The 19,564-nt window shown below is 64.9% G+C and carries 14 protein-coding genes and 4 pseudogenes; 11 read left to right on the forward strand and 7 right to left on the reverse strand.

Annotation, left to right across the window (positions count from 1 at the left end):
• Positions 1–518: 518 nt before the first annotated feature.
• Positions 519–890: pseudogene (locus OKW28_RS22090) on the forward strand (PAS domain-containing protein); the annotation flags it as partial.
• A 23-nt stretch (positions 891–913) separates the two neighbouring features.
• Positions 914–1,195: pseudogene (locus OKW28_RS22095) on the forward strand (IS30 family transposase); the annotation flags it as partial.
• A 591-nt stretch (positions 1,196–1,786) separates the two neighbouring features.
• Here the strand turns inward: OKW28_RS22095 and OKW28_RS22100 are convergent.
• The 3 genes and pseudogenes from OKW28_RS22100 to OKW28_RS22110 all read right to left on the reverse strand — a co-directional run.
• Complete coding sequence (locus OKW28_RS22100) at positions 1,787–3,940, reverse strand: kelch repeat-containing protein (protein WP_429448949.1); 2,154 nt, start codon at positions 3,938–3,940, stop codon at positions 1,787–1,789.
• A gap of 618 nt (positions 3,941–4,558) precedes the next feature.
• Positions 4,559–5,347 (reverse strand): substrate-binding domain-containing protein, encoded by a 789-nt coding sequence (locus OKW28_RS22105; protein WP_429448951.1) that lies wholly within the window; start codon positions 5,345–5,347, stop codon positions 4,559–4,561.
• A 118-nt stretch (positions 5,348–5,465) separates the two neighbouring features.
• Positions 5,466–5,630, reverse strand: a pseudogene (locus OKW28_RS22110) (LacI family DNA-binding transcriptional regulator); the annotation flags it as partial.
• Between the two features lie 253 nt (positions 5,631–5,883).
• Between OKW28_RS22110 and OKW28_RS22115 the strand changes: the two are divergent.
• Both OKW28_RS22115 and OKW28_RS22120 read left to right on the forward strand, forming a co-directional pair.
• A complete protein-coding gene (locus OKW28_RS22115) occupies positions 5,884–6,651 on the forward strand; it encodes a sugar phosphate isomerase/epimerase family protein (protein WP_429448953.1) in 768 nt (255 codons plus the stop codon).
• 3 nt (positions 6,652–6,654) lie between these two features.
• Entirely contained in the window at positions 6,655–7,794 is a 1,140-nt protein-coding gene (locus OKW28_RS22120; protein WP_429448955.1) for a Gfo/Idh/MocA family protein, read from the forward strand.
• Positions 7,795–7,884: 90 nt separating this feature from the next.
• On the opposite strand, the gene OKW28_RS22125 is transcribed toward OKW28_RS22120, so the two are convergent.
• Both OKW28_RS22125 and OKW28_RS22130 read right to left on the reverse strand, forming a co-directional pair.
• A complete protein-coding gene (locus tag OKW28_RS22125; RefSeq protein WP_429448957.1) occupies positions 7,885–9,147 on the reverse strand; it encodes an MFS transporter in 1,263 nt (420 codons plus the stop codon).
• The gene (locus OKW28_RS22130; protein ID WP_429448959.1) at positions 9,144–10,211 is read right to left on the reverse strand and encodes a PRC-barrel domain-containing protein; all 1,068 of its coding nucleotides are present in this window, start codon (positions 10,209–10,211) and stop codon (positions 9,144–9,146) included. Before OKW28_RS22130 ends, OKW28_RS22125 begins: the two co-directional genes overlap by 4 nt.
• Before the next feature lie 444 nt (positions 10,212–10,655).
• Here OKW28_RS22130 and OKW28_RS22135 point away from each other — a divergent pair, with 444 nt between their 5' ends.
• Positions 10,656–12,050, forward strand: a complete 1,395-nt coding sequence (locus tag OKW28_RS22135; protein WP_429454396.1) for an NCS2 family permease — start codon at positions 10,656–10,658, stop codon at positions 12,048–12,050.
• Between the two features lie 89 nt (positions 12,051–12,139).
• On the forward strand, positions 12,140–12,886 hold the full coding sequence (locus OKW28_RS22140) for a DUF899 domain-containing protein (RefSeq protein WP_018418562.1): 747 nt from the start codon (positions 12,140–12,142) through the stop codon (positions 12,884–12,886).
• Positions 12,887–12,961: 75 nt separating this feature from the next.
• Here the strand turns inward: OKW28_RS22140 and OKW28_RS22145 are convergent, their stop codons facing one another.
• Both OKW28_RS22145 and OKW28_RS22150 read right to left on the reverse strand, forming a co-directional pair.
• The gene (locus OKW28_RS22145) at positions 12,962–13,144 is read right to left on the reverse strand and encodes a hypothetical protein (protein ID WP_018418561.1); all 183 of its coding nucleotides are present in this window, start codon (positions 13,142–13,144) and stop codon (positions 12,962–12,964) included.
• A 130-nt stretch (positions 13,145–13,274) separates the two neighbouring features.
• Positions 13,275–14,189, reverse strand: a complete 915-nt coding sequence (locus OKW28_RS22150; RefSeq protein WP_429448962.1) for an NAD-dependent epimerase/dehydratase family protein — start codon at positions 14,187–14,189, stop codon at positions 13,275–13,277.
• A 103-nt stretch (positions 14,190–14,292) separates the two neighbouring features.
• Between OKW28_RS22150 and OKW28_RS22155 the strand changes: the two are divergent.
• The 5 genes and pseudogenes from OKW28_RS22155 to OKW28_RS22175 form a co-directional block, all read left to right on the forward strand.
• A pseudogene (locus OKW28_RS22155) lies at positions 14,293–14,421 on the forward strand (LysR family transcriptional regulator); the annotation flags it as partial.
• A gap of 470 nt (positions 14,422–14,891) precedes the next feature.
• A complete protein-coding gene (hutH, locus tag OKW28_RS22160; RefSeq protein ID WP_429448964.1) occupies positions 14,892–16,412 on the forward strand; it encodes a histidine ammonia-lyase in 1,521 nt (506 codons plus the stop codon).
• A gap of 25 nt (positions 16,413–16,437) precedes the next feature.
• Positions 16,438–17,133: a histidine utilization repressor gene (gene hutC / locus OKW28_RS22165; protein WP_429448966.1), complete on the forward strand. Its 696-nt coding sequence runs from the start codon at positions 16,438–16,440 to the stop codon at positions 17,131–17,133.
• Between the two features lie 61 nt (positions 17,134–17,194).
• Positions 17,195–18,883, forward strand: a complete 1,689-nt coding sequence (hutU, locus tag OKW28_RS22170; RefSeq protein WP_429448967.1) for a urocanate hydratase — start codon at positions 17,195–17,197, stop codon at positions 18,881–18,883.
• A gap of 8 nt (positions 18,884–18,891) precedes the next feature.
• Positions 18,892–19,542 carry a HutD/Ves family protein gene (locus OKW28_RS22175; protein ID WP_429448968.1) on the forward strand — a complete coding sequence of 217 codons (651 nt, stop codon included), beginning with the start codon at positions 18,892–18,894 and terminating at the stop codon, positions 19,540–19,542.
• The last annotated feature ends 22 nt before the right edge of the window (positions 19,543–19,564 follow it).

Consider the following 19,564-nt stretch of genomic DNA (forward strand, 5'->3'; position numbering starts at 1 on the left):
ACGTAACCTCTGCCTCCAACGCCACTTTCGAACCATCAAGGCCCAACTCTCTCGGCGCTCGTGCGTTAGATGGCTATCCGTTTCGGCTCTTCGAAATCCGGGACGACATCCCGATCGCGCCGATCCTTACCCTTAATCGATGCCAGCAGGGATGCAAGGACGATCAACCCACCACCGATTGCCGCAAACACAGATACTCTTTCCCCAAGGCCAAACGCTAGCGAAAGGCGCCAAAGACGTATGGTGTGCGAAGCTAAAGGCTTCGTTCCTGTTTCGCTCCCGAACCCGTTTGTGAAGGCCTTGTCCGTTCTCCGCGGATCGAGCAGTTCCGAGTGCTCAGTGGTTTGTCCGCCTGGCCATTGCGTTGCGAAAGCGTTATCCGGTCACTCCTGCCTCGCCACTCGCCGGCCAGGGCACAATCGCAGGTGGTATGGAATGCCCCGGGTACTGCTCGAGGGACGATTCTTGTGCAGTCCTGGAAGGATATGTCGGACCGCTAATACTCACCGGGGGGGCGAATGCACGGCGACGAGGACGATATCGAATCAAGGTGGCCGCCGCTGCTGATCGCGCATGTATCGGAGTACGCGATTTTCAGGCTGACCGGGCACGGCGAGGTCGCCAGCTGGAACCCCGGCGCGAGACGCATCAAAGGCTACGCGGCCGATGAAACCATTGGCCGGCACTTCTCCGTCTTTTACACGGACGACGACCGGCACACCGGTGCTCCTGACGCCGCGCTGCGCGCGGCGCGCGAGCGCGGCCAATATGATTCCGAAGGCTGGCGCATACGCAAGGACGGCACGAAGTTCTGGGCCAGCGTTCTTATTACGCCTCTTTATGCGGCTGACGGCACCTTCATCGGCTTTGGCGAGATTGTGCGCGACACAACCGACAAACGCATGGCCTATGAAGCTGGGGTCGGGGATCAGAGATGGCGAACCATAAACGGTTCACCATCGCCACCGACATTGCCGTGTACTTCTGCGATCCGAAACACCCCTGGCAACGGGGCTCGAATGAAAACACCAATGGCCTGTTAAGACAATACTTCCCGAAAGGCATCGATCTGTCGGTCTACTCACAGGCCAAACTCAATGCCGTGGCTCGAAGGCTGAACGAGCGTCCAAGGAAGACGTTGGATTACGAAACACCGGCTGAACGATTCCATCGAACTATTGCATCGACCGGTTGAATCCGCCTTCGATAAGCGGTCGCTCGATTGCCGATGACGGCCAAACATAACTTTACCGCCCTGGACCTGGTGCAAACATAGGCGATCAAAGATCAAAGGAACAGCAGTGGTGTTGTCGCCAACTCCGTTCTAATCCGGATACCGAAATTCATGTGGACCTGCCAGGTGCCGTCGTTGCCCTCGAACTGGCAGCTTTGCGAGCTCGCAGAGCGGAAGATCGCGCATCGGTAACTGGTATTTCTGCGTCGGCGGCAACATGCTATGCCTGTCCTTCGACATGAAATCTGTCGATATAACGTACGAGGAGACGGGTCGATTCTCAACCATTTACCGAATTATCAATAAAATCTTCACGGTGCGACGCCATAGTCGCCGGATCTTTGGTGACTTCTTGACAAAATCATCAGGCCGCCTCCTGTGCGTCAAGTCGGTGTCCGCAGCCCCGACTTTACGGCAGCCGTTCTACTGAACCGGAGGCAAGCCGGCTATATGATTACCAGAACCCATGACAGACCATGAGGCCGCGCACTTTGGGCTCGCGGCGGCATCCGGTCAGGCAACGAGATTCCCGGGAAGTTACACCATGAACGATCAGTGGAAGAGTTCTGCCATGGACAGGGCTTTGTTCTTAAGCTGGCCCCCGGCAACGAGCACCCGGCCGTCGGACAGCCGCGTGGCGGTGTGCGAGTCACGCGATAGACCCAAGCTGTCGGTCTGTGACCAGTTGCCGGTGGCAGGATCGTAGAGCTCGTCGGAAAACAGGTCGAGTTGCGCGATTCCCGCTGTTGCGAGTACCTTGCCGTTGGCCAGCAGGACGGCGGCATGGTCTTCCCGCGCCTGACTCATGCCACCGGTATGGGACCACGTACCCGTGGCAGGATCGTACAGCTCGGCTGAGGACATTGCGCCAGCGTTGCCTTCGCCACCCGCGACGAGCACGCGGCCGTCTGTCAGCAAGGTAGCGGTATGTTGCTCGCGTGCCTGGGTCATACTGCCGGTCTCTGACCACTTGCCCGTGGCCGGATCGTATAGTTCGGCTGACGCCAGGGCACCGGCCTTGCCGTCGCCGCCCGCAACGAGCACCCGGCCATTGGGCAGCAATGTGGCGGTGTGCGCGTCACGCGCCTCGTTCAGGAAGCCGGTCTGCAACCACGCGCCATTGACCGGATCGTACAGTTCGACTGACGACTGTGCGCCGCCTGGGGCCTCGCCTCCGGCCACGAGCACCCGGCCGTCGGGCAGAAGCGTGGCGGTGTGCAGGTCACGCGCCTGACTCATCTCACCAGTTTCCGTCCATTTGCCGGCTATCGGATCATACAGTTCCGCTGTGGGCAGCGAGGTTCCCTTGCCGTTACTGATGCTGCCACCCGCCACGAGCACCTTGCCGCCCGGCAGCAGCGTGGCGGTGTGCGATTGCCGCGCGTCGGTGAGATTGCCGGTCGGCGACCATTTATCCGAAGCGGGATCGTAAAGTTCGGCGAGAGACAGCGATTTGCCGTTGGATCCCGCCGCGACGAGCACCCGTCCATCGGAGAGCAGCGTGGCCGTATGACGATACCGCCGCGTCTTCATGGCATTGGCAGGCAGCCACTCGCCGGCCGATTCCGCGGTCACGGTGATCGCCACTTGCGTCGCGACGTTGCCCGCGGCGTTGCTGCCGGTCACGATGAAGGTCGTCTGCGCCAAAGCCGCTGTCGGCGTGCCGCTGATTTCGCCGTTCTGCGCGTTTAGGCTCAACCCGGCGGGCAGCGCAGGCGACACCGAAAACTGCGTAATCTCGCCGCCGGAATACACCGGAACGTTCGGGACGATCGCGAGGGTGATGGCATAGTCCGGCGCGGGGTCCTTGTAGGCGAGGCCCATGGGTGGCTGCGCCTGTGCATCCACTCCGATCGTGATCTGAGTCTCGACCGTGTCGACGCCATTGCTGCCCGTAACCGTATAGACCATCGGCGGAGCCGGCGTCATGGGCGTGCCCGTGATGACTCCGGTTTGCGGGTCCAGCGTGAGCCCGGGCGGCAGCGGGGGAGACACGGTGTATTGGGTGATCTCGCCACCCGTGGCGATCGGCGTGTCGGGCGTGATCGGTGCGTTGGTCACATAGTTCGTCGAGCTGTCGAGATACTCCAAGGTGTCGGGCGCCATGGCCACATCCTCGACCTCGATCTGCACGCGCGCCGTGGTGGAGCCTCCCGCGTTGCTGCCGGTGATCGTGTATACCGCGGCGTTGCTGGTGCCGGAGGGCGTGCCCGTTATCGCACCGCTCACGCGATCCAGCGTGAGGCCGGCGGGCAACGGAGGAAACACGCTGTAGTTGGTGATTGCACCACCGCTGCTGCTCGGCAGGTTGGGAATAATTTCGTTCCCCTGCACGCACACCACCGATGTCTCGCGTTCCGTCAACCCCGATGGCGGCGCCTGTGTGATACCGCTGCTGCCACCGCCGCATCCCGCTACGAGCGAGGCGAGTAGCATGATGAGGTCAGTCAGGCAATGCTTGATCTTCACGACGATGATCCCGGAGCCGTCTGGATCAAGGATAGGTCGCGCCGCCGTATTTGTCAGCCAATTGCCGAACGGATGTCGCACGGGGCCACGCACCCGGTCCTGACCTGGCAAGTCACCGGGCAGTGAGCCATACCACCGCACCGACGCTTGCATGAGCGTCAGACGCGTCTCGCGACGCGGCAGACGAGTTTTCGCGAGTTTCGCCTTGCCGTGGTCGTTCTTCCTTCCGGATGACATGCACCGATTCACGCAGAGCGTACGACCGAAAGCCGTCTTGCTACCCGTACGCATGGCCGGGAATCGCGAACGTTCGTTGGCGAAGCAGATCCGGCCAACCATCCGCCTGACACCGATCAATTGGACAGCCGATGTACTCCGTAAACCGCCATTCGGTCGATGAAAGCGGGACGGACTATCTATAATGGGTCGACAACAGCCAACCGCATCGGGCGGTAGCCGGCCCATCTCCAGCCATTCGCTCGCGTGCGCCCGCACGTGCTCTATTGGCGGTTCCGCAGTAGCCCGCGGATCTTCACGCTCGTCGCGTCACCAGCCCTAATCAACAAATACCACAGGGGCAACAACTGCGGCGCAAAGGTTGAGCGCTGCCGGGAATTCCGATCTGAACCGGTTCTTCAAGCATTTGCTTATGGGTCTTCGGCTGGCTCGACTGAGCAAAAACCGCCAGAGCGACGGCGCCAGCCGCGGCGACCACGAAAGCTTCAACGAACGATTTCACGAGCCGTGGGGGCAAGGTGGCCGAAATGCATCGCCGTCGGCAGCCTCATCAAAACTGAGCCAGCTACAAACCACCTCAGTGGGCAAAGCAGATCTTTACTTCTCCCGATCGACCGCTCAAACCGACTCCCGCAGCACCAGCTGATGCTGCAGGATGCGCGACGCTGGACGTTGGCCGTCGAGCAGCGCCAGCAGCATTTCGGCCGCCGCGGCGCCCAGCTCGACCATGGGCTGTGCCACGGTCGTCAGCCCCGGCTCGAAGATGCCAGCGATGGGCACGTCGTCGAAGCCCATTACCGCCACGTCGTGCGGCACCCGCCGGCCGGCTTTGCTAAAGCCCTTGATCGCGCCGATGGCCAACGTGTCCGACACGGCGAACACGGCGCTCGGCGGATCCACCACCGCCAGCAGCTTTGCCGCCGCCTGGCTTCCGGCGGCGTAACTATTGTCGCCAGTGACGCAGACAAGCTCGGGCGCAGGCGCGAGGCCGGCGCGCAGTAGTGCTGCGTCATAGCCCTCGCGGCGCTGACGCGCATACAGGAAGCGCTCATCGCTGGTGATGAAGCCGATGCGCCGGTGGCCCTTGTTGATGAGGTACTGCACGGCATCCGTTCCGGCCTGGCGGTGGTCGATGCTGACATAAGGCACGTCGCTACCGGGCAAGAATTCCGAGCAATTGACCCATGGTTTGCCGTTCGCCGCCTCGCGCCGGGCTGCCGGGTCGGACATGGGCACGAGATTGATGACGCCGTCGCTCAGACTGCCAGCCAGCGTCGGCAGCGAGGCGTCCGCCGTGCCAGTCCAGGCTTCCAGATCCGCCGGGAGCAGCGTGTAACCGGCCTGGCGACTGACCGCGCCGGCCCCGCGCACGATCTCGGCGTAGTAGGGGTTGGCGAAATCCGGCATGAGCATCAGCAGAATGCGACTCTGACCGGTACTCAGGCTGCGGCCGAACGGATTGCGCCCGGTAGTTCAGTGCCCGTACGGCTGCCTCGACCCGCTCACGCGTGGCCACCGTCACGGCCTTCGTCCCGTTGAGCACACGCGACACCGTGGCAATGGAAACGCCAGCCTCGCGGGCAACGGCTTCGATGGAGGGTTTGCTTCGCATTGGTTCGTTCAGGCAGCGGCGCGTCTGTCGCCAGCAGGAAGGTAACAATTTTAGCATCATGGGAAAATTTTTTCCCATGATGCGTCGTCGAACGTCGAAACTGAGCGGGGATTCAGACTCGGCTTGCGGGAATCCATGGTGTTGCTGCAAACCGCGGCGTTATGCAATCCGCTTATCCGAAGCTTCTCGCGTACTCCTGTTTGTGCCGGCGCCTGCTGTATAGGGTAAAGCCCGTGTTCCAAGTAAACGGGAAAGCGCTTACCTTTTGACTTGCGCCCAGCTCCATAGGCCATCCGTGCCGCATCCACCTTGACTCTTTGGATTGACGACCATGAATCAAGCCTTGCCCATTTCCATCCAGATTTACAGCCTGCGTAATGCGGGCGGACTCGACCGGCAGTTCGACATTGCCGCCCAAGCCGGATTTCGCCAGGTGGAGCTGATCGGGTCCTTGCTCGAAAATGCGGCCGACACCCGGAACAAGCTTCAGGCGCGCGACCTTAGCGCCTCCTCCAGCCACCTCAGCATGGCCATGCTGCGTGAGCGTTTGCACGAAGTGACCGCGGCGTGCGAGACCCTCGGTATCACCCAGTTGGTCATGCCCGCGGTGCCGCCCGCCGAGCGCGACAGTGACGCCGCATACTGGCGGGCGCTCGGCAACGAGTTGGGCAGCCTGGCCCATCGGCTAGCCGCTCAGGGCATCGCCCTCGCTTACCACAACCATGATTGGGAACTCAGCGCCAAGGAGAACGGCGCAACGGCGCTGGAACTGCTGTTCGAGTCCGCCGGGGCAAGCCCGCTCGGCTGGCAAGTGGATGTAGCCTGGCTCGTGCGCGGCGGCGCCGATCCTCTGCCATGGCTTCGTCGTTATACGGGCCGCGTGGTCTCGGCCCATGCGAAAGACCTCGCGCCCGCGGGTGAAAAACTGGACGAGGACGGCTGGGCCGACGTCGGTCACGGCGTCATGGATTGGCCCACGCTGGCCGCCGCCTGCCGCGAAGCGGGGGCGCGTTTCCTCGCCGCCGAGCACGACAATCCCAGCGACGGCGAACGCTTCGCCCGCAATGCCTTTGCCTATCTGCACCAGCTCGGAGCCTGATCCATGAAACCTGTCTTCGTCGGCATCATCGGTTGCGGCAACATCAGCGATGCCTATTTCACCGGCGCGTCGAATTCGGAATTCGTCCGCATCAAGGCTTGCGCCGACTTGCGTCCGGAGGCCGCCCGGGCCAAGGCCGCGCAGCACGGCGTTGCCGCGATGACGGTGGATGCGCTGCTGGCCGACCCCGACATCGAAATCGTCATCAACCTTACGGTGCCGCACGCGCATGTGCCGGTCAGCCTGGAGATTCTGGAGGCGAGCAAGCACGTCTACCTCGAAAAGCCCCTGGGTACCGACTTCGCGTCCGCACGCGCGATGCTGGCGCGAGCCGAGGCTTCGGGATTACGCGTGGGCTGCGCACCGGACACCTTCTTCGGCGCGGCCCATCAGGCGTGCCGCGCGGCGCTCGATGCGGGCCGCATTGGGCGTGCCATTGGCGGGGCCGTGGCCGTGTTGTCCCGCGGCATGGAGTCCTGGCATCCCAATCCTGAGTTTTTTTTCAAGCCAGGCGGCGGCCCGATTCACGACATGGGCCCGTATTACGTGACGCAGTTGGTCAACCTGCTTGGGCCGGTGGCACGCGTGTCCGCTTGCGCCACCATCGGTCTTCCCCAGCGCATCATTTCCAGTGAGCCGCTGAGCGGCCAGGTCATCGAGGTCGAGGTGCCCACCACGGTCAACGGTATCCTGCATTTTGCGGGTGGGGCCAACGTGGTGATGAGCGCCTCCTGGGACGTGTGGGCCCATCAGCGTGCGCCCATCGAGATCTATGGCACGGAAGGTAGCCTGTTGGGCGTCGATCCCAATTTCTTTGGCGGGAGTCCGCGCGTGGCTGAACGTGATAGCGGCTTTAAGCCGCTCGATACACAGGTCCATGCTTTTGGCGTCGACAACTTCACGTTGAGGAGTGGTGCGCGGGTGGCCAATTACCGCGCTGTGGGCGTGCTGGATATGGCCATGGCGTTGCGTCGAGGTCGGCCGCATCGCGCGAGCGGCGAACTGGCGTTACACGTGCTGGAGGTGCTGGATGCCTTCGAACGCTCGTCGCGCGAGGGGCGGCACATCGATATCGAGACCGTCGTGCAGCGACCCGTCGTCGTGCCATTGGGTCGAGGCGAAGAGGTGTTTCTCGCCGACTGACTGACCTGACTTCCGGAGTGATCAAGCCGGTTGCGACGTGATCCGACTGCGACCATCAGATCACGCCCCGGCTCATACAGCTCGCGCGACTCACCTCGCGGCCGATTTTCCACGACCGGACACAGCCGCGCCATCGCCGTTGCTGGCCGTCGCCGCGTCGCGCGTCTCGGGCATCGCCGCCCACACCAGCAGCACCGCGAGCGCACCGGCCGCCGCGAGGCAGAAGAAGCTCACCATGTTGCCGAAACGATCGGCGACGAAGCCCGCCGCCGTCGTGCTCAACGTCGCGCCGATGCCGGCCGCGAGCCCGAACAGGCCGATACACAGGTTGTAGCGGCCCTTGTCGCCGGCGACGTCGGCGGCGATCAGCGGCAGCATCACGCCGAACACCGCGGCGCTCAAGCCGTCTAGCATCTGCACCGGCACGAGCAGATAGGGGCTGCTGATGCCCGCGAACAGCAGCGCGCGGATCGGCAACGCGGAGAAGCCGAGCAGCAGAATCGGCCGGCGGCCCCAGCGTTCGGCCGAGCGCCCGACCCACGGCGACATCATCGCGACGATCGCCTGCGGCACGATGATGCATGCCGCGATCACGAGCTGGACGTTGTCTCCCATGCCGGCCGTCACTTCGCCGGCGGCCAGGTTCAGCATCGCCGCGTTCGACAGATGGAACAGTACGATGCACGCGGCGAACAGCAGCATGCGCTTGTCGCGCAGCAGCTCGCGCAGGCTTTCGCGCCGCTCGAGCTGCTCGGGGGTGGGCGCCGCTTGCGGCAGCTCGATCGTGTCGGTGCGCTGGATCATCGCGAGCGCGATCAGCGCGGGAACCGCGAGGCCCGCGGTCAGGACGAACACCGCGCGCGGCGAGTAGTACTCGCCGAACAGCCCCATCAGACCAGCCGCGACCGCGCTGCCGATCGACGCCCAGCGCGCATTGCGGCCGAGCCGGTCGCCGAGATTCGCGCGACCCACCAGCGCGAACGAGATCGCCGCGAGCGCCGGCGTCAGCATGCAGCTCGCGAAGCCGTGGAACACCTCGGCGGCGATCACCGGCAGCACGGTCGGGCTGATCGCGAGCAGCATCGCGCTGAGGATGATCGCGCCGATCGCCCACGCGGCCGCCGCTTTCTTGTTGCGCAACGCGTCGACCGCGGCGCCGCCGGGCACCTGGCTGACCATCGCGCTGATCGTGCCGACCGACAGAACCATGCCGATCTCGCCCTGGGTCCACTTGTGCGATGCGAGGTAGGACGCGATGAACGGCCCGAATCCCGTCTGCACGTTGGCGACGAAGAAGTTCAGCCAATCGAGCGCGCGCAGACTTCGCGCCGTGACCATAGTACGGACCGTCATCGGACCGCCCGTGCGTTGGAAACCGCGACGGCCGACGATGCGGCCGGCGGCGCCGAGGCCACCGGGGCGGCGCTGGCGGCAGGCTGCGCGGGCGGCGCCGGCGACACCGCGCGAATTGGCTTGTCGCTCGCGTAGAGCGGCGTCGCGTTGATCTGCGCGTCGCTCAGATCGATCTGCGGATGCAGTTCCTTGTCGCGCGTGACGAAGCGCAGCGCCGACCAGTTCGCGGCGATCGTGCGCCGGTCGGTGCTGACCATGCCGCCGACGTCGAGGACGATCGCCTGCGGCTGCGCGTTGCCGTCGATCAGCACGTCGACCACACGGCCCACCTTGGCGCCGTTCGCGCGCTCGACGGTCGCATCGAGCAGCGCCAGTTCCAGCGGGTTCGATTTGTTCGCGGTGCTCGGCACGGCCGTCGGGTTCAGCGTGATCGGCGCCCCCTTCGCGGTCGGCACGAAGTGGAACGCGCCCCACGGGAAGTTCACCTTGCGGTCGCCGACGCCGAGGAAGCCCTGCAGATTGACGACCATCTCGCGCGGCTTGCCGGCCGCGTCGGCGATCATGTCGACCGCGCGGCCGACCACCTTGCCGTCGGGCTTCTGCACCTGGCTGTCGAGCAGCGCGTGCGCGTCGCTGCGCTCGATCGTGCGCAGCACGATCAGCGGCGGCGGCGGCGGGGGCGGCGGCGGAGCCGGCACGACGACGGGCGGCGGCGGTTCGACCTTGTGCGGCTTCACGACCGGCTTCTTCGGTTTCTTCGGCTCCTCGGGCCCCTCGTTCGCCTCGCTCTCGACCGGCTCGGACGCGGACGCGGCGACCGGCGCGCTTGCCGGCTCGACCGGCATCACCGTCGCATCGACGATCGGCGCCTGCTGCGTACCCCACAGCAGGCTGCTGCAGCCGGACAGCGCGGCGAACGCGAACAGCGCGGCCACGGTGCACAGCCAGCGGAACAGTCGAAGCACATCGAGCGAATCAGGCGAATCGAGCGGGCGAAGCGATCCAGGCGGTCCAAACGGGACAATCGGCAGGCGCCCGGCGGGGCGCGGAAAACCGCCAGTCATCAGGAAAAACTCCACGGGCAGGTGCGGACGGGCGCGATGAGCCGCCGCGGTTGGATGGGGTACGGCCCAGAGTTTAACCTGCGCTGCCGCGCGGGCAGCCTTTCGCCGGTTGCGTTGCAGGCGGTTTCCCCGATGCGCTGGCGGTATAGCGCTGCACGCCGCGTGCCTGGAACGCGATCGCCGGGGTGGGTGCGGCGCGTTTCGCGGCTGCCCGTATGCCGTAGGTGTATACGCGCGCAGCGTTCGCGCGAGCGACCGTCGCGCAAAAGATATAAGTCGCGCGACATGTCCGGCATGCCATTCATGCGATTGGACACATAGTTCGCTTCACCTACATTTCGACTCAGAAAAGCGTTATCCACACCAACAAATCCACGAGACGAACCTGATGACGGCCGCTTTAGCGGCCGTTTCAGCGCGCTGATAAAGGAGGCACTCATCATGATGGAACCCCAGGCCCTCGCGAATTCCGACGTCGCGAGCGAATCCTTCGACACCGAATCATTCCGCGGTAAGGGCTTTCTCGACCGCTATTTCGACATTTCCGCGCGCGGCAGCACGCAGCGCCAGGAGATCGTCGCCGGCATCACGACCTTCCTCGCGATGGTCTATTCCGTGTTCGTCGTGCCCGGCATGTTCGGCAAGGCAGGCTTCGATACCAGCGCGGTGTTCGTCGCCGTGTGTCTGACCACGGCGTTCGGCTCGCTACTGATGGGCGTGTGGGCGCGTCTGCCGATCGCGATCGGCTGCGCGATCTCGCTGACCGCGTTCACCGCGTTCGGCCTCGTGCTCGGCAAGGGCCTGCATCCAACCGTTGCGCTCGGCGCGGTGTTCCTGATGGGCGTCGTGTTCACGACGATTTCGGTGACCGGCGTGCGCTCGTGGATTTTGCGCAACCTGCCTGTCGGCATCGCGCACGGCACCGGGATCGGCATCGGCCTGTTCCTGCTGCTGATCGCCGCGAACGACGTCGGGCTCGTGGTCAAGAATCCGGGCGCGGGGCTGCCGGTGTCGCTTGGCAATATTGCGGCGTTGCCAGCGCTGATGTCGGTCGCCGGACTCGCCGCGATCTTCGGGCTCGTGCGGCGGCGCGTGCCGGGCTCGATCCTGATCGTGATCGTCGCGATCTCGGCGATCGGGCTCGCGATCGATCCGGCCGTGGCGTTTCACGGCATCTTCGCGGTGCCGTCGTTGAGCGCGCCGGGTCATGCGTCGCTGATCGGCGCGATGGACGTGAAGGGCGCGCTGTCGATGGCGGTGCTGCCGAGCGTGCTCGCGCTCGTGATGACCGCCGTGTTCGACGCGACCGGCACGATCCGCGCGGTCGCGGGCCAGGCGGGGCAGCTCGACGAAAACGGCCGGATCATCAACGGCGGCCGCGCGCTGACCGCCGATTCGCTGAGCTCGATCTTCTCGGGCCTGCTCGGCGGCGCGCCGGCGGCCGCGTATATCGAGTCGACGGTCGGCGTCGCGGCGGGCGCGAAGACGGGGATGGCGGCGGCGGTCGTCGGTCTGCTGTTTCTCGTCGTGATGTTCTTCTCGCCGCTCGCCGCGCTGGTGCCTTCGTATGCGACCGCGCCCGCGCTGATGTACGTGGGGCTGCTGATGCTGTCGAACGTCAGCAAGCTGCATATGGACGACATGGTCGACGCGATGGCGGGGCTCGTGTGCGCGGTGTTCATCGTGCTGACCGCGAACATCGTGACCGGCATCATGCTCGGCTTCGCGACGCTCGTGATCGGACGCGTCGTCAGCGGCGAGTATCGCAAGCTCAACGTCGGGACCGTGGCGATCGCAGTCGTGCTGGTCGGGTTTTATGTCGGCGGCTGGGCGATCTGAGTTTCGTTGCGGCTCCTTGACTTTCGCGTCAGCGTCTCTAAACCTTAACCTTGAGGTCAAGCCCTGCATCCGCAGGAAAGGAGACGCAGATGGAACCGCAACATCGCATCGGCAGCCGGGAAGAGTGGCTCGCCGCGAGCCGCGCGCTGCTCGCCGACGAAAAAGCGCATATGCGCGCCGGCGACGAACTCGCGCGCAAGCGCCGCGAATTGCCGTGGGTCAAGGTCGACAAGGTTTATACGTTCGATACGCCGGAAGGCCGCAAGACGCTCGCGGAGCTGTTCGACGGCCGCAGCCAGTTGATCGTTTATCACTTCATGCTGGGCCCGGACTGGGAAGAGGGGTGCGTCGGCTGCTCGTTTCTGTCGGACCATATGAGCGGCATTCTCACGCATCTGGTCCATCACGACGTCAGCTATGTGACGGTATCGCACGCGCCGCTCGAGAAGATCGACGCGTTCAAACGGCGCATGGGGTGGACCTTTCCGTGGGTGTCGTCGAGCGGCAGCGATTTCAATTTCGACTACCACGTGTCGTTCACGCCGGAGCAGCTGGCGAGTAAAAAGGCGTTCTACAACTTCACCGAGCAGGACGTCGGCATCGACGAACAGCACGGCCACAGCGTGTTCTACAAGGACGCAAACGGCGACGTGTATCACACGTACTCATGCTACGCACGCGGCGACGAGCGCTTCGTGAACACCTACGCGCTTCTGGACATCGCGCCGAAAGGCCGCAACGAGAACAGTAATCTGACCGACTGGGTCCGGCATCACGACCGCTACGACGACCACGCGCGCGCGGCTTGCCCGGCGTGCGGATCGTACACGGTGTGAAGCGGTGAAGCGGGTCGACGAAGGGGGCAAGGGGCGCGCGCCGCCTCTGTGCTGCACGAGCGCTGCATCAGCTCGCTACAGCGCCATCTCAAAGGCGGGTCTGAGGAACATTTCCATCGCCATCACGATGAGGCTCATCGCCGCGGCCGCGAGCGTCAGCACGCCGTATTCGTCGTAGCGCGTGTCGTACAGACACGCGACGACGAACAGAATCGCCATCAGGTTGGTCAGCCAGTCGAAGTTCAGCGCGAAGCTCATCGGTCGAATCGGGGCGTGTGCGCGACGGTGGAATCGCACCGTCAGGTGCCCACGATTCTATCGAAAGGAGCTTACGGATTCGCAACGACCGCGCTTACACAGCTTACGTTGCGCGGCGCGCAAAGCCGCGTCAAACGGTGCTTTGCGGCCCCATGATGTCGCGTTCGATCCATTCGATCACCGACCTGCGCCGCGGTTGCCAGCCGAGCAGTTTGCGCGCGCGTTCGCCGCGCACTCGGCTGTTCGAGCCAAGACCGTACGAGGCCATTTCGTAGCCCCATTCCTGTTTCGCGTCTTCGAGCGGCCAGTCCTGCGGCGCGCCGAGCTTCATCGCGCGTGCGATCGCGGCGCTCATGTCGCGGAACGACGCTTCGCCGCTTTCGACGAAATAGAACGTGCCGGCAGGGGTTTTATCGAGTGCGAGGCGATACAGCTCGGCGACGTCGTCGATATGCACGTTCGACCAGACGTTGCCGCCGCTGCCCACATGACGCACGACGCCGCTTTTCTGCGCCTGGCGCACGAGTCGCGGCAACTGCACGCTCGCGCTGCCGGCCACCGCGCCGTGACCGTAAATCAGCGTGTTGCACAGCACGGCCGAGCGCACGTTGCGTTGCGCGGCGTCGAGCACCAGTTGATCGATCGCGACGCGCGCGGCCTTGTCGGCGGTCGGTGTGGGCAGCGCGTCTTCGTGATAGATGCGTGCTTCACCCGCTTCGCCGCCCGACGCATCGCCGACGATGCTCGACCCGCTCGTGTGCAGGAACACCTTGCCCGAACCGGCGAGTCCGTCGATCAGCGCGCGTACCGCGCCTTCGTGATCGCTGCTCGCGGCGTTGATCACCGCGTCGGCCGCTTGCGCTTCGGCGATCAGCAACGCGCGGTCGTCGAGCGTGCCGAGCACGGGCTCGATGCCGAGCCGCTGCAACTCGCCGCTGTGTTCGGGTTTGCGAATCAGCCCGCGCACCTGATGGCCGGCGCGCGCCAGATGCGCCGCGATCGAGCCGCCGATAAAACCGCTTGCGCCAGTAACGAAAATCTTCAAGACGTTCTCCTGAGGGAAATGCCAGACAGGCACGCAGTATCGCCCGCGCGGATTCTCGCAAAAAGCGTGTTAGTCTCAAATCAATCTTGATCTGAAATCAACAATGAAAACCTCCACCGATGAATTGCTGGTGTTCGTCACCGTGATCGACAGCGGCTCGATTACCGCGGCGGCCGAGAAGTTGGGGCAGACCATCTCCGGTGTGAGCCGCGCGCTCAAGCGCGTCGAGCGTGGTCGGCTCGCCGTGCTCGGCCAGATACGCCGGGCTCGCGAGCACGCGCAGCCTGCTCTCGCCGAGCGCGCGCGCATGCAGCGTCGAATCCTGCAGCGTGCAGTGCTTTCTGGATTTCATCGCGGCGCGGGTCAAGCTCTGATCCGCGTCGCAGAGCCTTCTGTCCTATAACCCAGATATCGGCGGAGCCGGCGTGTCCGGCTTCCCGCCAGCGAGAGCGCGCCAATTTTGGCCAGATGGCGACCCGCGCCGCGAAGGTGTATATACAACTGTGGGCTAAATCACGGCGGCCACGCCGACCCATGCGTCGAGGACCCGCCGCCTGCGACCTGCCGCCAAACCCGCCGCGCTCCCGCCGAGCCACGTGCCAAATAATGGAAATCCCCAGGCACGAAGTCTCGAAAAATAAGTTGTATATACAAGGCCCGCCGGCTAGACTTGTTTGAACTTGTATAGACAGGACGACAACCATGATTCTGAAGCCCGGCTACCTGACCCTCCCGCAACTGCGCCAGATCGCGCGTGAGCAGCTCACCCTGCAACTCGATCCCGCAAGCCACGCCGCTATCGACGCGTGCGCGCAGGCCGTCGCCGACATCACCGCCAAGGGCGAGCCGGCTTATGGCATCAATACCGGCTTCGGCCGCCTCGCCGGCACGCACATTCCGCGCGATCAGCTCGAACTGCTGCAACGCAATCTGGTGCTGTCGCACGCGGTCGGCGTCGGCGAGCCGATGTCGCGCCCGGTCGTGCGTCTGTTGATCGCGCTGAAGCTGTCGAGCCTCGGCCGCGGCCACTCGGGCATCCGCCGCGAAGTGATGGAGGCGCTGATCGCGCTGTTCAACGCCGACGTGCTGCCGGTGATCCCGGTCAAGGGCTCGGTCGGCGCATCAGGCGACCTCGCGCCGCTCGCGCATATGTCGGCGACCCTGCTCGGCGTCGGCGAAGTGTTCGCGAAGGGCGAGCGCATGCCGGCCACCGAAGGCCTCGCGCTCGTCGGTCTGAAGCCGCTGACGCTGCAGGCGAAGGAGGGTCTCGCGCTGCTGAACGGCACCCAGGCTTCGACCGCGCTCGCGCTGTACAACATGTTCGCGATCGAAGACCTGTACCGCACGGCGCTCGTCGCCGGCGCGCTGTCGGTTGACGCGGCGATGGGTTCGGTCAAGCCGTTCGATGCGCGCATCCACGAACTGCGCGGCCATCGAGGCCAGATCGACGCGGCCGCGGCTTATCGCTCGCTGCTGCAAGGCTCGGCGATCAACGTGTCGCACGCCGATTGCGACAAGGTGCAGGACCCGTACAGCCTGCGCTGCCAGCCGCAGGTGATGGGCGCGTGTCTGGACCAGATGCGTCAGGCCGCCGAAACGCTGCTGAGGGAAGCGAACGCGGTCTCCGACAATCCGCTGATTTTCCCGGACACCGGCGAAGTGCTGTCGGGCGGCAACTTCCACGCCGAGCCGGTCGCGTTCGCGGCCGACAACCTGGCGCTCGCAGTAGCGGAAATCGGCGCGCTCGCCGAACGCCGCATCGCACTGCTGATCGACGCGACGCTGTCGGGCCTGCCGCCGTTCCTCGTCAAGGATGGCGGCGTGAACTCCGGCTTCATGATTGCGCACGTGACGGCCGCCGCGCTCGCGTCGGAAAACAAGACGCTCGCGCATCCGGCTTCGGTCGATTCGCTGCCTACGTCCGCGAACCAGGAAGACCACGTGTCGATGGCGACGTTCGCCGCGCGCAAGCTCGGCGATATCGCCGACAACACCGCGAACATCCTGTCGATCGAACTGCTCGCCGCCGCCCAGGGTGTCGATCTGCGCGCGCCGCACAAGACCAGCCCGAGCCTGCAGAAGGTGATGGACCTCGTGCGCAAGGACGTCGCGCATTACGAGCTCGATCACTACTTCGCGCCGGACATCGCGGCGGTCACGAAGCTCGTGCAGGCCGGCGCGGTCGCGAAGCTGAGCCCGTTCTCGTTCGCGTCGGAGCAATGAGTCGTCGAGAGCGCGGATCACACCCATGAACGCACCCGCTTATCAGGGCATCAAGGACTTCATCCTCGCGCGCATTCATGCGGGCGAGTGGGCCGAAGGCGACCAGGTGCCCTCCGAAAACGAGCTTGCGCGCGAATTCAGCGTCGCGCGCATGACGGTCAACCGCGCGTTGCGCGAGTTGACCTCGGAGCAGGTGCTGACACGTGTACAAGGCTCGGGCACTTTCGTCGCCCGTCCCAAGTACGAGTCGACCCTGGTGGCGATCCGCAGCATCTCCGATGAAATCGTCGCGCGCGGTCATCGCTATCAGGCGAGGGTGCTGAACATCGGCGCCAGCATCGCCGATGCGGCGCTCGCCGAAGAGATGCAGGTGAGCGCGGGCAGCCCCGTGTTTCATTCGCGCCTGCTGCATTTCGAAAACGAGGAGCCGGTGCAGCTCGAGGAACGCTGGGTCAATCCGGCCGTCGCACCCGAATACGCGCTGCAGGACTTCACGAACACCACGCCCAACCAGTACCTCGTGCGCGTCGCGCCGCTGCAGCGCGTCGAGTACCGCATCGAGGCGCTCGCCGCCGACGACATCACGCGCGAGCTGTTGAACATGAGTGAACGCGAGCCGTGTCTGGTGCTGCACCGGCGCACGTGGTCGCAAGGCGAGGTCGCCTCGATCGCGAATCTGTGGCATCCGGGCACCCGTTACCGCTTCACTGGGCATTTCTGAATTCGCTTTTTCGTCTTCGCCGAATCTTTATCGAACCTCTTCACGCATTATTGGGGACACCATGAACAATCCGAAACACGTCGATCCGCGTCTCGATCCGACTCGGACGATCCGCGCACCGCACGGCGCGGAAAAGACCTGCAAGACCTGGATCGCGGAAGCCGCGTACCGGATGATCCAGAATAATCTGGACCCCGAAGTCGCCGAGCACCCGCACGCGCTCGTCGTGTACGGCGGCATTGGCCGCGCCGCGCGCAACTGGGATTGCTTCGATCAGATCCTCGCGTCACTGAAGGACCTGAACGAAGACGAAACGCTGCTGATTCAGTCGGGCAAGCCGGTCGGCGTGTTCCGCACCCATGCGGACGCGCCGCGCGTGCTGCTCGCGAACTCGAACCTCGTGCCGCACTGGGCGACGTGGGAACACTTTCACGAACTCGACCGCAAGGGCCTGATGATGTACGGCCAGATGACCGCGGGCAGCTGGATCTACATCGGCAGCCAGGGCATCGTCCAGGGCACCTACGAGACCTTCTTCGCGGTCGCGAACCAGCACTTCAACGGTGACCCGAAGGGCCGCTGGATTCTGACCGGCGGTCTCGGCGGCATGGGCGGCGCGCAGCCGCTCGCGGCGACGATGGCGGGCTTCTCGATGATCGCGGTCGAATGCGACGAGACGCGCATCGACTTCCGTCTGAAGACGCGCTACGTCGACAAGAAGGCGAAGACGCTCGACGAGGCGCTCGCGATGCTCGACGAAGCGAAGCACGCCGGCAAGCCGATCTCGGTTGGCCTGCTCGGCAATGCCGCCGACGTGTTCGCCGAGTGCGTCGCGCGCGGCATCACGCCGGACTGCGTGACCGACCAGACGAGCGCGCACGATCCGATTCACGGCTACCTGCCGCAGGGCTGGACGGTCGGAGACTGGCGCGAGCGCATGAAGACCGCGCCGGAAAGCATCGTCACGCCGGCTAGGCAGTCGATGGCCAGGCAGGTGCAGGCGATGCTGACGCTGCAGGAACGCGGCGCGGCAACGCTCGACTACGGCAACAACATTCGCCAGATGGCGCTCGAAATGGGCGTGGAAAACGCGTTCGATTTCCCGGGCTTCGTGCCGGCGTATATCCGGCCGCTGTTCTGCGAAGGCAAGGGCCCGTTCCGCTGGGTTGCGCTGTCGGGCGATCCCGAGGACATCTACAAGACCGATGCGAAGGTGAAGGAACTGATCCCCGACGATCCGCATCTGCACAACTGGCTCGACATGGCGCGCGAGCGCATCGCGTTCCAGGGTCTGCCGGCGCGGATCTGCTGGGTCGGCGTGAAGGATCGCTATCGTCTCGGCCAGGCGTTCAACGAAATGGTCAGGAACGGCGAGCTGAAGGCGCCGATCGTGATCGGTCGCGATCACCTCGATACCGGTTCGGTCGCGAGCCCGAACCGCGAAACCGAATCGATGAAGGACGGCTCGGACGCGGTCAGCGACTGGCCGTTGCTGAACGCGCTGCTGAACACGGCGGGCGGTGCGTCGTGGGTGTCGTTGCATCACGGCGGCGGCGTCGGCATGGGCTTCTCGCAGCATGCGGGCGTCGTGATCGTCGCGGACGGCACGCAAGCCGCGCACCAGCGCCTCGGCCGCGTGCTGTTGAACGATCCGGCCACCGGCGTGATGCGTCACGCGGATGCGGGCTATGAACTCGCGCAGCAGACGGCGCGCGAGGCCGGTCTCAATCTGCCGATGCTGGGCCGCTGATCGTGACCATGGCCAATCACGCGGGCGGCATGGCAGGCGTCACGCTGATTCGCGGCGCCGACCTCGTGGCGGCGCCGTGGAAAAACGGCGGCGGGCTCACGCGTGAGGTCGCGGCGTTTCCGTCGCACGGCGGCGGGCAGCGCGAGGCGAGCGCCGACTTCGTGTGGCGCGTGAGCGTCGCCGATGTCGCGCAGGCGGGACCGTTCTCGCGCTTCGACGGCGTCGACCGGACGCTGGTGTTGCTGTCTGGCGCGGGCATGCTGCTCGATGAGCTGGGCGACGCGGGCGTCGCCTCGACGCATGTGTTGCGGCAGCCGCTCGACATCGCGCGCTTCGATGGCGCGACGCGCATCGACGCGCGGCTCGTCGACGGGGCAACGCGCGACTTCAACCTGATGGTGCGCCGCGCCGTGGCGCAGGGCGAGTTGGACGTGTGGCGCACTGGCACGCGGCAGGATGCGCCGCGCATGCTCGACGGCGACGTGGCGCTGCTGTTTTGCGCGGGCGGCGCGGTCACGGTCGGACTGGCGGCGGACCACGCGCAAGCCGTGCGGCTCGACACCGGCGACACGCTGCGCGTCGACGGGCCGAACGCGCTCACTTGCACGCTGACGGGCGACGGCGCGGTGCTCGCGATCACGATTCGCTACACGCGATGATGAATCAACCGTGATAGGGCAT

Source organism: Paraburkholderia sp. 40, assembly GCF_050434105.1.
GTDB lineage: Bacteria > Pseudomonadota > Gammaproteobacteria > Burkholderiales > Burkholderiaceae > Paraburkholderia > Paraburkholderia tuberum.

Coding starts and splice junctions, on each gene's coding strand:
- OKW28_RS22125 (WP_429448957.1), bottom strand. CDS start 9,147: ATGACGGTCCGTACTATGGTCACGGCGCGAAGTCTGCGCGCGCTCGAT.
- hutH (WP_429448964.1), top strand. CDS start 14,892: ATGATTCTGAAGCCCGGCTACCTGACCCTCCCGCAACTGCGCCAGATC.
- OKW28_RS22130 (WP_429448959.1), bottom strand. CDS start 10,211: ATGACTGGCGGTTTTCCGCGCCCCGCCGGGCGCCTGCCGATTGTCCCG.
- OKW28_RS22120 (WP_429448955.1), top strand. CDS start 6,655: ATGAAACCTGTCTTCGTCGGCATCATCGGTTGCGGCAACATCAGCGAT.
- OKW28_RS22105 (WP_429448951.1), bottom strand. CDS start 5,347: ATGCCGGATTTCGCCAACCCCTACTACGCCGAGATCGTGCGCGGGGCC.
- OKW28_RS22145 (WP_018418561.1), bottom strand. CDS start 13,144: ATGAGCTTCGCGCTGAACTTCGACTGGCTGACCAACCTGATGGCGATT.
- OKW28_RS22140 (WP_018418562.1), top strand. CDS start 12,140: ATGGAACCGCAACATCGCATCGGCAGCCGGGAAGAGTGGCTCGCCGCG.
- OKW28_RS22115 (WP_429448953.1), top strand. CDS start 5,884: ATGAATCAAGCCTTGCCCATTTCCATCCAGATTTACAGCCTGCGTAAT.
- hutC (WP_429448966.1), top strand. CDS start 16,438: ATGAACGCACCCGCTTATCAGGGCATCAAGGACTTCATCCTCGCGCGC.
- hutU (WP_429448967.1), top strand. CDS start 17,195: ATGAACAATCCGAAACACGTCGATCCGCGTCTCGATCCGACTCGGACG.
- OKW28_RS22175 (WP_429448968.1), top strand. CDS start 18,892: ATGGCCAATCACGCGGGCGGCATGGCAGGCGTCACGCTGATTCGCGGC.
- OKW28_RS22135 (WP_429454396.1), top strand. CDS start 10,656: ATGGAACCCCAGGCCCTCGCGAATTCCGACGTCGCGAGCGAATCCTTC.
- OKW28_RS22100 (WP_429448949.1), bottom strand. CDS start 3,940: ATGTCATCCGGAAGGAAGAACGACCACGGCAAGGCGAAACTCGCGAAA.